Origin of the sequence: Vibrio sp. Vb2131, assembly GCF_033338535.1 — a bacterium.
Lineage (GTDB): Bacteria > Pseudomonadota > Gammaproteobacteria > Enterobacterales > Vibrionaceae > Vibrio > Vibrio alginolyticus.
Genome location: NZ_JAWOSW010000003.1, coordinates 228037 through 240719 on the forward strand (window position 1 = coordinate 228037; position 12683 = coordinate 240719).

The following is a 12683-nucleotide window of genomic DNA, read 5'->3' on the forward strand; positions in this document are numbered from 1 at the left end:
AAGCGCCAAACTTAAAGGTATGTCGTGGTTTTGAAGTAGCTATACTAATCTTACTTTGGAAAGTTAGGAGCTTCACCTCAAGCTATTGCCTGAGATTACTTGGGTACGATCATCAGCAAAAGGAAAGATGTGATGTTACGGAAGACTTTACTGGGTACCTATCTTTGTAGTTTATTCATTGCGGGGAATGCATATGGTGCTGAAGGAGATGATATTCCTCAGCGTGCCCAAACGGTTGGTGATGTTATTGAGCGCCCAGGCGTTCTCACACCTAAAGGTAAATGGTCATTTGATTCGTCTTTAAGCTATACACAAAACTCTTCAAACAAAGTGTCTGTTGTTGGGTATACAGTCTTACCAACTCTGATTGTTGGGCGAATTGAAGTGAGTGATTCGGATAGGACTACAGTAACCGTTGGATTAACTGCTCGGTACGGTTTAACAAACGCCACAGAGTTAGAAGTTAGAGTGCCGTATGTGTATCGTAATGACCAAGTTTCTACGCGCCCCATTCAAGATGGTTCAAACAGTGAAGTAGTAAACACAACGGTGGATGGCGGAGGGCTTGGTGATGTAGAGTTCGCATTGAGGCACCAGTTTAACTTTGAGTCTGCGCCATACTGGGTAGGTGGCCTTAGAGTAAAGTCGGATACAGGACGATCGCCTTATGATGTTTCTATTGAAGATGGAAGCAACTCATTTAGTGATGTCCCTACAGGTTCGGGTTTTTGGAGTTTTGAGCCTAATTTATCTCTTATTCACCCTGTTGATCCTGCGGTCTTGTTCGCTAGTCTAAGTTATATTTATAACTTAGAGGATACTGTTACAGTTGGCGACACAAAAGCTGATGTTGAACTTGGAGACACTATTTCTCTTTCAGGAGGAATGGGGTTTGCGGTGAATCCTGATCTTTCATTCTCTTTAGGACTTAGCCATAAAACTATTTTAAAAAGCAAAGTAAATGGCAGATCGGCAGATGATGCTAAGTTGCTTCAATTAGATGCATTAACTTTTGGTATAAACTATGCCTTTAGTGAACGCTCATCTATCAATGTTAGTGCTCAAGCTGGTCTTACAGAAGATACTCCCGACTTTCAATTAACAGTACGAGTACCTTTTAATTTGTAAAATGGATATTAGGCCCTTGAGTCTTGGGCCTAATTTATCGTTAGCGCCTAGTGTTCGCATTATAAATTGATTGGATTATATTGGATAAAGTAGGTATATATTCTTAAAATGATGGTGGCCTATTGATATATCTACCTTTCTTTTGGTATGTAATCATAGATATCAGTCGTTTCTAATATCAAAGAAGCTTAACGTGACAATTTTTCAGATAAAAATGGAAATGCTCATTGAAGGTGGTTCAATAAGGCGTCTTCTAATTGTTGGTTTGCTTTGATTTCCCGTATTACCCCATTTACTTGAGCATCAATGTCTACGAGCGTGCTAAGTCCAATAATACTGTTATCTTTCGTGTTTTGAATAATATTGATAATACTTGAATTTATAAAGTCTGAACTTATTATATTAGGATTTTGAGACGAAGGCATTTTGGGTGAATCTATAGAATCATCTCCAATAATATTTCCTTCACCAAATTGTATGATGTTAACAATACCCTGGTTGAAAATATCTCCACTTTGATTTTCACTATTTGCGCTAATGTTTTTTAAATTACCATTTTCAATTACTAAGTTGGCAATGTTTGTGTTCAAAATATCATCGCCATTTATAGTCGTAGTAATGCTTAATCCAATATTAATAATATACTCGTCCGTAATTTGGAAGCCACCTCGATATTCTTCTAAAGATAAATTTGAAAGAGGAGTAAGTTCTTGCAGGCCAACATCTTTAGCATTCACATTAAAATGAGGTATTAGCATACAAAGCACTAACAAAAATTTATTGTAGTTCATAATGTAGGCCTTTCAGGTTGTTAAGTTCTTAAAGTTATTTAAAACAATGTTATATTAATTTTCACCGGAAACTGGGAGAGTAATGCTAAATACCCCTAAGGAATCTCTAGACACTCCTGTTTTTAATGGTGATCTTTGATATACGGTGAAATTATCATTGGTTATAAAGCTAGACCGTCCCATTTCCGCTTCGTTACGGACCAGTAACACAATTCCTTGGTAATATTTTTCAAACTCATCCAGTTTCATTATCATGGTTCCTCTAGAAGGGTCTCCTAGAATAACTGAGTGATTGTTTATACCTCTGATGACAACAAAATGCATATACCCGTCGAAATTAACGAGAGTAATCCCAGGGACGCCGACTTCTTTAATTTTCTCCAGTCCTACTTGAAAGCCGTCAGAACGTAACCCTATGGAATCCAAGTAAAACTTCATATCCAACAAAGAAAAACCTTTCTCTTTGATTTTTTCTTTATCACCTTTTTCAAACATGCTTTTGAAGATATCTTGTTCAGATGACTCTGTTGCATAATGAAAAGTGAGAAGAGAAGCCAGGGCGGCAGAGCCACAGCTGAAGTCATACTGTTGGCGAAAAACATCACCGAACACTATTTCTTTGTAGCTTTTAACAGGAACAGAGTAATGTGCTCGGTAAGGTAGCAGTTCTAATGAAATGGCTGATGCTGAATAAACGAGCATCAGCCAAATTAAGTTATTTAATACTTTCATATTGTTTACTTGAGTGTCAGGTTAACGACGGTAGAGTTCTGGATTAAAACGTTGTTTCCGCTGTTCTGAATTACGTTGGATATACCCGAACTGTCTGCGAACGCTCCACTTGATAGTATATTGTTACCACTCACGGTGTTTGACGCGACATTATCTGACGAAATACCATTGATATCTGATTCTGCATAAACCAAGTCGAGTTCAACATTTTGTCCACCTCTTGATTCATTCATGATATCCAAGCTAACTTCTCCGCCAGATAATGCAATGTCATCAGCGAGTGCAGTGCAGGCAACTATCATACTCAAAGTACAGATTGCCAAACGCATCGCTTTCTCCTACTAGTCGGTTACTCACCCCCAGTAAACACACTTGCATTAGTTGTAACAGATTGTTGTACAAGTGAATTTGAACCAGCATTCTGACCAACGGTAGTAATACCAGCTGCACCACCAAGACCACCAAGGGTGTTCATGTTTTCAACTCGAACTCGAGTATCATCCGCGTTAGTTGCATAAATAACTGATGCACCTGTAACACCACCCATTAGGCTTGAGCTCGCAACAACCATATCTGTATCCATATGGACTTGATTGAAGCTATCAACATTTGTTGAGCTCGAGTCACTTTGATAGTTACTATTGTCGTTAAAGCTGTTCGAGTTTGTTGTGCTTGAATCAGCGTAGCTACGGTTATCACTCTGGTTACGGTTGTCGCTTTGATTACGATTATCGCTGTTATCGTTAAAGCTACTGTTGATACTAGAGTCACTGTTGTCGTTGTTGCTACGTCTTACAGTAGTACTAGAGTCACTGTTGTCGTTGTGGCTTCTATTTGTGTTAGTACTTGAATCACTACTATCACTATTTAGGCTCACATCAAGATCAGCACTGGTACTGTTGTCGTTAGCGTTAGACGTACTATTGTCGTTGTGGCTTTGAGCTGTGTTAGTGCTCGAGTTTGAGTTGTCGCTGTTGTTATTAAAGCTGTCATCAACACCAAGAGTTGCACTGTTGTCAGTGTCGCTGTTGTCGTTGAAGCTATGACCAATACCTAGTGACGCACTATTATCGCTGTTGTCGTTGAAGCTATCACCAACACCGAGAGATGCGCTATTGTCACTGTTATCATTGAAGCTGCCAGATAAACCGATATCGGTATTAGCGCTGTCAGTCCATTGCATGTTGTCGTCTCCATCATCGATCTCATTCGCGATTAGAGAGCCACTAAATAAAATTGCTGACATTGCTAAAGCAAGCCCTGTTTTGTTTAGAGTCATAACGATTACTCCATTTCCTGTTATTCCTGATTAAAAATGACTGCACTTAACTTCTTGCTGCTTCCTTCAAATGTTGTGGGAAGCGATGAAATTATAAGAAAGGATCAGTGAAAGCTGTTCTCATTATTGAGAATGATTCAGGCTGGAAGGGAGTATTTAGGTGCGTCTCTTTAAGGAGTTAAAGAAAAAAATAACATAATCATAATGTTATTTTTTGTATTTACTTTAAGTACTCATCAAGTATGAAATGAAGCCAATATAAAGAAGTAATTCGTTCTATTGCACTGAGCGGAGCAGTCATCCATTTTTTATAAATGGTATTTTATCCAATTATTATCTTTATTATTTAATATTATAAATCATATCCTTATGCTAACACAGGTTGAAAAGTATGGATAAAAATATAACAGGTTCATACTTTTTAAGTCTTTTTCGGTGCTGAAAAGCAATGCGATATCATTCTGAAGTGCTATATTTTCTACTTAAAATGAAGATAAATTCTCTTTGCTATCCCCAATTAATTTTCTAACGGGGGTTGGTGAAACAGGTAAGTTAATGTGGTGGGACTATGGAAAAGAAGCACTTGATACTGCTAGCTGAGAGTAATTTACAAAGTAACTTAATAAAAAAACAGCTGTCTTCCATTCATGATGTCGATGTAAAGATAATGCAACCAGATGAAGTGGTGTTCAGAAGTCACTCACTCAGTATCGATTTGATGTTTATTGATTACGATTTTATGCGTCAGCTTGAAGTACAAGGAAAGTTACCAGATTTTGATCTATTTGGGTGGTCCTTTATGCTTCACAACGTCCCTTGTGAAAAAGTACAAACGGACTTACTGCATTGGAAGTTGTTGAAAGGAATTTTGCTCCGAAGTGCATCAGTGACACATATATGTGATGGCGCGGAATACGTACTGAAAGGTGGGTTGTGGCTACCAAGAATGTACCTAGAGAAGTTAGTCCTCAATTATCGGCATGCAAATTTGTCCGAAGAACAGCAGCATGATGAGTTAACATGCAGAGAAAAACAGATTCTAGAGCTACTTGTGTACGGCATTTCAAATCAACAAATTGCTTCAAGACTTTTTTTATCTGAAAGTACAGTGAAAAGCCATATATACAAGTTGTACAAAAAACTCGATGTCCATTCTCGTCATGATGCAGTTAAGTTGGTAAGAATGAACAATGGCTTAACCGAGAGAAGTTAAGTCATAATTTGTGATGCTCTTTTTATCGGGGTCTGTTCCGTTTTCACTATCTAATCTAAGCAAGGGCACTCGTATTTGAGTGCCCGTGGTTTATCTAGATTCAATAGTTGGCGTATCAGCAGGCTACATCATGCCCGTGACAAGGCCTGCTGCCACAAAAAACACGATCATCCATAGTACCGAAAGGTTGAGCTTTTTGTGTAGATAGAAACCCGCAATCACTAACGCCATGTCGATGGGAGCAACAACTGCGCTGCTAAATACTGGCTGGTAAAGTGCCGCGAGTAGTAACCCTACTACCGAGGCATTTACACCGTTGATGGCGCCGGAGACCAGCGGTTTGCCTGCCAGTGCTTGCCAGTTTTTAAGAACGCCAAGTAGTAAAAGAAACCCTGGGAGGAATACGCCAAGCGTTGCGAGCAGCGCACCTAAAATTGGCGTATCCGAAAGCTCATAACCGATAAAAGTCGCAAAGGTGAACATTGGCCCTGGTACAGCTTGTGCAGCGGCGTAGCCTGTTAAAAATGCATCTTGGCTGAGCTGGTCGCCAACAATGTTTTGCAGAAGCGGCAGAACCACATGACCGCCACCAAACACTAAGCTACCAGCTTGGAAAAAATCACTAAACAGCCCAAGTAAAGGTAACGTATGAGCCACTAACGGTAAGCCGAGTAAAAGCATCGCAAATAGAGCCAATGGCGCGATAGACGGTTTAAACGGCTCGGCTGATGGCGCGGAGTCTTTCTTCAGATATCGCATTCCGACAAAACCTGCTGCGATCAACACGAACATTTGCGTCATGATGCTTGGTGCCACCAGCAACGCAATCGCAGTCGCGATGCACAAACCCGCGGTCAGTTTACTTTGGCAGAAGTTTTTGTACATGCCCCAAGTCGCATCCGCCACGACGACGACTGCGAGCAGTTTTAGGCCGTGAACGATGTTTTGGAACACTGCGGTGTCGGTGATTTGGCTGCTCACCATCGCCAGCGCCAACATGATGGCCACTGAAGGAAGCGTGAATCCGACAAATGCTGCGCATGCGCCACCTAAACCGCCACGTTTATAGCCTAAAGCAAAGCCAACTTGGCTTGAGCCCGGTCCCGGCAAAAACTGACTGAGCGCGACAATTTGCGCGTACTCGCTGTCATCAAGCCATTTCAGTTTCTCAACAAAGGTTTGGCGAAAATAACCAATATGAGCCGCCGGGCCGCCGAAGCTGAACCAACCCAGCCAGAAAAAAGTTTTGAATATGGTGAACATGTCGAGCCTGTTTATCTAAAAAGCATTGTTGCTAATTTATCGAATGCTCTAAAATGACTCAAATTGATGATTTTAATTTCATCTATGAATAAAATGGGATGAGGATGTTGGAGTGAAAGAGGACATTCAGTGGCGCAACATTGACTTGAACTTATTGGTGACGTTTTCCTACTTGTATCGCTATCGAAGCGTTAGCGTCGCGGCAGAGAAAAGTTACGTTAGCCAGTCGGCGATGAGTCATAGTTTGTCTCGTTTAAGGTTGTTGTTTGACGACCCGCTTTTTGAGCGAAAAGGGCACAAGATGGAGCCCACCGAGCACGCTCACCACATCGCGCCAATCGTGCATCATTTGTTGGATTCTATTGCCAAAGACTTGCTCACTAAGTCTGTCTTCCAGCCTAAAAATTATGCGGGTGTATGTCGCATTGGATTAACGGATTATGCCGAGTTTATTTTTGCTCCTCGGCTTTATGACGAAATACGCCAGCGCGCCCCAGAGGCGCAGATCAGTTTTATTAACGTCAATCGTAGCAACTACGTGGCATTAACTGAGCACGAAAAGCTCGATGTCATTATTGGCAGCATGCCGGTGTTGGATGACAACTTTGAGAGCTTGTACTTGTACACCGAAAAACACGTGTGCATGTGTGATAAACAGGTGTTGAAAGGGGAAACACAGCTGTCTCTGGAAGCGTTCGCGAACATCGAGCAAGCTCTGGTAAGTCCCGATGGGAGCTTAAAGACACAAGTAGACCAAAAGCTCGCAGAACATGGCTTGAGCCGCAAAGTCACCGTGGCGTCGCGCAACTTTCTCACTATTCGGCATCTATTGAAAAAGCGCGATCTCATTGCCATCGTGCCAGAAAAAATGGCGTTGGCGGAGGGCTTTTCGGACGATCTCATTACTGTTAAGCCGCCGATCGCCGTTGCGGATTTTGATATTGCCATGCTGTGGCATTCCAGCCGAAACAATGAAGACAAAGGCATTTGGCTACGCGAGTTGGTTTCTTCGACCATCACCTCTAAATGATAAACATTTGGGGCACTCATGGTGCTTAGAGTGATTTGTTGTTGAACTTCTTACTACCCGCTGAGTTATCGGCGTTACGCCGAAACAGTACTGATTGTGCAAAATGAATATCTTGGGTTAGGGGGGGATGTTCCAGATTTAATTCATAAAAGAGATTAATGGAAAAGGTATCATTGAGTTGTACCACGTAGTTTAAGCTCTGTTTGAACGTATACATGAAGAGGGAGTAAGCGTCCATCTCGGTATTTTTCCACTAGTAAGTTCACTCCCTGAGTTCCCATCAACTCAGAGTGAATACGAATTGTAGACAACGGCGGAAAGGTAAAGCGAGCAGTAGGAATATCATTCATACTAATCAGCGTAATATCCTCTGGTATCTTTAAGCCAAATTCATGGATTGCACGTACTATGCCAATCGCGATGGAGTCTGAATCAATGAATACTGCTTTCGGGAAGTCACCTTTGGCTAGCATCTCTTTCGCTAAGTTATAACCGGACAAACTAGAGCAGGCACAATAGTGTATATCATGTTCTGCGACCACGCCTTTTAGATAGCCATAGTCCAAAAACACATTTTCACGAGTGTCAGCTGCGTCGTGCTTGTCTTGACCGCCAATATAACCGATGCGGCGGTGGCCTCGTTGTACAAAGAAATCAACTACTTGCCTACTGATTCGAATAAGGTCGACATCAACGCAATCATAAGGGCAGGTTGGATCTGAAAAGTTTATGTAGCAAATGCTATCGGCTAGACGTTTAGGTAATTTATCTACTACCTTTTGGTCGACATTTCCGACTAAAAGGACACCTGTTATCTTTTTCGTTTCAACATCAATTTCACTGTTATAGCAATTGGTTAGCGTAATACCTAATTTGTCGCATTGCGTTTCAATCCCATGACGAATTGATAAGTAGTAAGGGTCATTCACCTCTGTTTCTTGTTTGTAGTTATATAAGGCTAAAAAGTGATGTTTTTGCTTAGCTTCTTTGATGCCTTTCTTCGAGCTACTGGTGCGGTACTCCAGTTTTTCTGCAATTTCCAAAATGCGGTATTTGGTTTCTTCTTTAACGCTCAACGTTGGGTCGTTGTTCAAAACCCGCGATACGGTTGCAAGTGAGACGCCTGCTTCAATGGCGATATCTTTTAGCTTTGCCATGTAAATTTCCCGTTGGCACTGCCCAAGTGTGAGCTCAATAATCTGACTATTTTAAACAGCTACTTAGATATGCACAAACCTTTAGTAAGACAGTCCTAAACACTTTAAATCATCATATCAAGCCAAATTGTTTTCATGAAATAGACTCTATTGAGTAATAAATAAAGCCGTAAACGTAAGGATTATATTGCTGTAAAAATACTGAAAAACGCGACTGGTTTGGAAACTTGCTACTTGTGGTAACTCTAGTACTTAATAGGACTCGATCTGTTTAGAGTTTAATCAAGCAAACGTTTTATTGTTCATGTTTATGTTTTGTGTCTCATTTTATAAACAAATCAATAGGAAAGTATTCAACTCTATTTATAATCTCCGCGCTTTTAAAAGCTGTCTAACAGTATGAAAAATTAGGAAATTATAATGAAAAAAGTATTGCCATTATTGGCTTTAGGTGCAGTGGTTGCTTCAGCATCAGTTCAAGCAAAAGGTAACTGGTATGTTGGTGCTGATTTGGTAAATTCAGATCTTAAAGTTAAAAGCTTGTCAAAAGATTTTTCTGCGACAGGTCTTAGCCTTGCTGTAGGTAAAGAGCTTCAATATTCAGAAAACTTCAAACTAGCTTTTGAAGGTGAGTACATATACTTTGGCGACTTTGAAGAAACATTTTCTTACATGGGGTGGCCGGTTAAATTTAGTGTTGATGCTTCTGCGTTCAATTTCAATGCGAAGCCTAAATACCAATTTGCAGGTACAGGCTTCTATGTTGGTGCGATTGCTGGCCTTGGTGTAATGAGTGTTTCTTATGAAGTGAAATCATCTAGCACTGTTACCGATGATGGTCGTGATGTAGGCTTTAACTACGGTGTTGAGGCTGGTTATGAGTTCGCTTCAGGTTTGGTTGTATCTGGTGGCTACCGTGCTTCTTCGGTAAGTATTGATGCCGAAAACGGTGGCAGCGAAGATTTTGATTTTGACAGCCTGTACGTTGGTGTTGATTACAAGTTTTAAGCTCGCGTAAGCAAAACATAGATACTAAAAAGGAGCCGTTAGGCTCCTTTTTTTATTAGATTATCAATCAACTCATAATGGTGATCTTGTACGCCTGCAAGGTTGCCATATTTGGGTTGGTGGCGGTCATTTTCTTTCGCGTGTTGCCAGCCAATGGTGTGACGCACAAAATGCTCTGCAAACGCGTGGGAAACTTCCAAGCAACCTGCCAGTACGGTATCAACATAACTTTGCATGATTGGGCTCTTTTCGCATGGTGGTAGTGGCTCGTCTTTTACGTAAACCCAAATGTCATGTTCTTGGTTAAAATTCGCATCTGTTTCGATTTGATCTGGCTGAAGTTGAATACGATGATAACCTCGCTCACGGCGGTCGAATTCTGCGAGCGCTTCTTCATTTACTTCGAGTAAAACGCCATTAACCTGTCCATCGCCTTGGTTCACCACTAATGGAGAGAGGCTGTAGCTGTCGTCAATCTTCCCCCAGTAGCGAACCAACCCATGTGCTATGACGGGAATGGCTTCTCCCGTTTGTCCGGTTAACTTACGCGACGCAGAATTAATCAAACTGCCATAGCCAAATATGTACATTGTCGTTGCATCCCTTAACTGATAGTTGTGCCTCTCATGTTTATACCTAACCCGCATCTGAAGCACAACTTTACCTCTTAAGTATAATCTTAATTATAAACATGTATTTTTTATACATGTTTATGGTAGCATCAATATGTAGTTGAGTTAACCAGCATCGAGAGACGCTTGAGGGCAAGATAATGCTGAATATCACCGATAAAAAAGTAGAAGAAAAAATCCCCGCATGGCTGCGATTAGGCTTTCGGCCGTTTTTTCTGTTTGGGTCGATTTACGCCATTGTTGCGATTGCGTTGTGGGTGTGGATGTTCCAAGGCGGACAGCCAAACGCATTAGCCGTGCCTGCATTGTGGTGGCACGTACATGAAATGTTGTTCGGTTTTTCGATGGCCATTGTAGTTGGCTTTGTACTGACCGCGGTACAAAACTGGACTGGCATTAATGGTACCAAGCATTACATGCTTCTGGCTTTATTTGGCTTGTGGTTAGTGCCCCGCATATTGCTTTGGACACCAGCACCGTTATGGTTAACCAGCAGTATCGAAGCGGTATTTTTACTGTTTGTCGCCTATGAGGTGGGCATTCGTGTGTATCGAGCCAAAGGTTGGCGTAATTTGTTTTTCGTTCCACTGTTTCTTTTAGCCATCTTTGCGAACTTTGCAAGCTACGCAACGATAAAAGGTATGCCGCCCTTTAGCTCTTCAGCGGTGTGGCAAGCAATGCTGTGGTGGTTTACCTTGCTGTTGTCAGTGATGGGCGGACGTGTGATTCCATTTTTTACTGCGCGTCGATTTAATTTCGAAAAAGCGCAACCATTGGCTTGGTTAGAGTGGTTCGCGAACTTGCCATTGGTAATGCTATTTGTGCTGAGCTTTTTCCCTGTGACGTTTGCAGAACTAGGTAGTCCTTTGATGCTATTTGCAGGTGTTGCTCAGTTGGTGCGTTTTGTTCGCTGGAAACCTTGGTTAACCCTGAGCGAGCCTTTAGTGTGGTCGCTGCATGCTGCGTATTTGTGTTTACCACTAAGCTTAATTTTGCGAGGCGTCTGGGGAGATGCATTTGCCAGCCATAACCTCATTCACCTGTTTGCGATAGGTGCGTTAGGCGGTTTGATTTTAGCGATGATTACACGGGTGACGATGGGACATACTGGTCGCATGATCTACAAAGGGCCAAACATGAGCCTTGCGTTTGCAGCGATTACCGCGGCAGCTTTGGTTCGCAGTTTCGCCGTGATCTTTGATCCAGCGAACATGATACTGTGGATTGATATCAGCGGTGGATTATGGATTGTTGCGTTTGGGCTATTTGTGTGGCGCTTTGGTGTGATGCTTGTGACCCCTCGTGTGGATGGTCACCCCGGATAAGATTCTAATGTGAGTAGAGAAAAGAGGAGCCGCGTGCTCCTCTTTTGGTTTTTGTTCTTTATAGGTTTAGTGTTTATTCGTCTTCGTCGTCCGCTTTATTCGTGAGCCCCAAGCGTTTAAATAGCCACCACTCTAGACCAAAAATGACAATTAAGGCGATGCAGAACCAGGTGAATGCCATGGTGGAATCCACGCCTGGCATTCCACCAACATTGATACCGAGTAAACCTGTTAAGAAGCTGGTTGGTAGAAAAATCGTTGCTACCAAAGTAAACAGGTAACTGTTTTTATTGGTTTTCTCATCACGATGATGTTTGATCTCTTCTTGGAAAAGCGCCACTTCTCCAAGATAAAACTCAAGTGTTTCATTTATGCGCGTAATATTATTGTGTGCGAAGCGATATTGATGAGGTCTCAAAGCAATCAATTCTGATTCTGACTCCACAAGATCACGGATAGCGTACTGCTGAGGGCGAATAAAACGCTTGATAGAAATCAGTGCTTTTTGAGTCGCCATATGTTTGTACGTCGACTCATCATTCACGTCGAACTGGTTTAGTGTTTCTTCAATCGTATCAAGGTAAATGTCTATTTTACTGTTTAATCCTTCAATGATCTGATGAAGTAAACTGGCAAGACTTTTTGGGCCTTTGTGTTCCGCTAATGCTTGGCGAATCTCCATGATCGCGCGTGATGGAATTTTACGAGTTGAAATGAGTGCGCCTTGAAAGTAGAGAATTCGAATACTAAGCATATCTTCTGGTGATGCATTGCCGTTCATATTGACGCCTCGTAAAATCAACATGAAGTTCTCGTCATCCAAAGGATGGAAAGATGGTCGGCTTTCGTCGGCTAATAGATGATCAACCGTAGCTCGAGGTACTTGGTTCTGCTCCAGCCAACCACGAATATCAGGATGCAGCCGTTCGCAATGGTACCAATGCTTAGCTTGAATTTGCTCTGCCGTGGTGGATTGTTGAGTTGCTTCTGGGGTTGAGAAGTCCCAATGTTCAATCATAAAACCCATTTTCTTTTCCTTGTTTGAGCCGATACCAAAATAACCTCAAGATACTTCTTTCGCGAGAATTGCATTGCCATACAGAGGCAATATTCTGAGTACGGTAC

At 41.8% G+C, this 12683-nt stretch carries 13 protein-coding genes; 5 read left to right on the top strand and 8 right to left on the bottom strand.

All coding sequences use genetic code 11. From position 1 onward, the window contains the following. The first annotated feature begins 132 nt into the window (after window positions 1–132). The gene (locus tag R7E38_RS05070) at window positions 133–1128 is read left to right on the top strand and encodes a transporter (protein ID WP_005380160.1); all 996 of its coding nucleotides are present in this window, start codon (window positions 133–135) and stop codon (window positions 1126–1128) included. A 224-nt stretch (window positions 1129–1352) separates the two neighbouring features. On the opposite strand, the gene R7E38_RS05075 is transcribed toward R7E38_RS05070, so the two are convergent. From R7E38_RS05075 to R7E38_RS05090, 4 genes are read right to left on the bottom strand one after another with little or no spacing between them, the layout of a single operon-like run. Beyond that, the gene (locus tag R7E38_RS05075) at window positions 1353–1919 is read right to left on the bottom strand and encodes a hypothetical protein (protein WP_005380163.1); all 567 of its coding nucleotides are present in this window, start codon (window positions 1917–1919) and stop codon (window positions 1353–1355) included. Between the two features lie 54 nt (window positions 1920–1973). After that, the gene (locus R7E38_RS05080; protein WP_005380165.1) at window positions 1974–2651 is read right to left on the bottom strand and encodes a C39 family peptidase; all 678 of its coding nucleotides are present in this window, start codon (window positions 2649–2651) and stop codon (window positions 1974–1976) included. Between the two features lie 5 nt (window positions 2652–2656). Continuing rightward, complete coding sequence (locus R7E38_RS05085) at window positions 2657–2980, bottom strand: hypothetical protein (RefSeq protein WP_005380167.1); 324 nt, start codon at window positions 2978–2980, stop codon at window positions 2657–2659. A 20-nt stretch (window positions 2981–3000) separates the two neighbouring features. After that, the gene (locus tag R7E38_RS05090; protein WP_005391691.1) at window positions 3001–3930 is read right to left on the bottom strand and encodes a hypothetical protein; all 930 of its coding nucleotides are present in this window, start codon (window positions 3928–3930) and stop codon (window positions 3001–3003) included. Between the two features lie 568 nt (window positions 3931–4498). Between R7E38_RS05090 and R7E38_RS05095 the strand changes: the two genes are divergently transcribed. Further along, window positions 4499–5143, top strand: a complete 645-nt coding sequence (locus R7E38_RS05095) for a helix-turn-helix transcriptional regulator (protein WP_005380169.1) — start codon at window positions 4499–4501, stop codon at window positions 5141–5143. A 123-nt stretch (window positions 5144–5266) separates the two neighbouring features. Here R7E38_RS05095 and chrA read toward each other — a convergent pair whose 3' ends face one another. Next, window positions 5267–6406 carry a chromate efflux transporter gene (gene chrA / locus R7E38_RS05100; RefSeq protein WP_226083496.1) on the bottom strand — a complete coding sequence of 380 codons (1140 nt, stop codon included), beginning with the start codon at window positions 6404–6406 and terminating at the stop codon, window positions 5267–5269. A 112-nt stretch (window positions 6407–6518) separates the two neighbouring features. Here chrA and R7E38_RS05105 point away from each other — a divergent pair, with 112 nt between their 5' ends. After that, entirely contained in the window at window positions 6519–7436 is a 918-nt protein-coding gene (locus R7E38_RS05105) for a LysR family transcriptional regulator (protein WP_052484234.1), read from the top strand. A 170-nt stretch (window positions 7437–7606) separates the two neighbouring features. Here the strand turns inward: R7E38_RS05105 and ebgR are convergent, their stop codons facing one another. Beyond that, a complete protein-coding gene (gene ebgR / locus R7E38_RS05110; protein WP_025768213.1) occupies window positions 7607–8593 on the bottom strand; it encodes a transcriptional regulator EbgR in 987 nt (328 codons plus the stop codon). Window positions 8594–9013: 420 nt separating this feature from the next. Here ebgR and R7E38_RS05115 point away from each other — a divergent pair, with 420 nt between their 5' ends. Beyond that, window positions 9014–9601: an outer membrane beta-barrel protein gene (locus tag R7E38_RS05115; RefSeq protein WP_017636001.1), complete on the top strand. Its 588-nt coding sequence runs from the start codon at window positions 9014–9016 to the stop codon at window positions 9599–9601. A gap of 38 nt (window positions 9602–9639) precedes the next feature. Here the strand turns inward: R7E38_RS05115 and R7E38_RS05120 are convergent, their stop codons facing one another. After that, window positions 9640–10191, bottom strand: a complete 552-nt coding sequence (locus R7E38_RS05120; protein WP_226083494.1) for a gamma-glutamylcyclotransferase family protein — start codon at window positions 10189–10191, stop codon at window positions 9640–9642. Window positions 10192–10373: 182 nt separating this feature from the next. Between R7E38_RS05120 and R7E38_RS05125 the strand changes: the two genes are divergently transcribed. Continuing rightward, window positions 10374–11558, top strand: coding sequence for an NnrS family protein (locus R7E38_RS05125; RefSeq protein ID WP_005391701.1), 1185 nt, complete (start codon window positions 10374–10376; stop codon window positions 11556–11558). Window positions 11559–11631: 73 nt separating this feature from the next. Here the strand turns inward: R7E38_RS05125 and R7E38_RS05130 are convergent, their stop codons facing one another. Beyond that, window positions 11632–12585 carry a CorA family divalent cation transporter gene (locus tag R7E38_RS05130; RefSeq protein ID WP_005380188.1) on the bottom strand — a complete coding sequence of 318 codons (954 nt, stop codon included), beginning with the start codon at window positions 12583–12585 and terminating at the stop codon, window positions 11632–11634. Window positions 12586–12683: the final 98 nt, after the last annotated feature.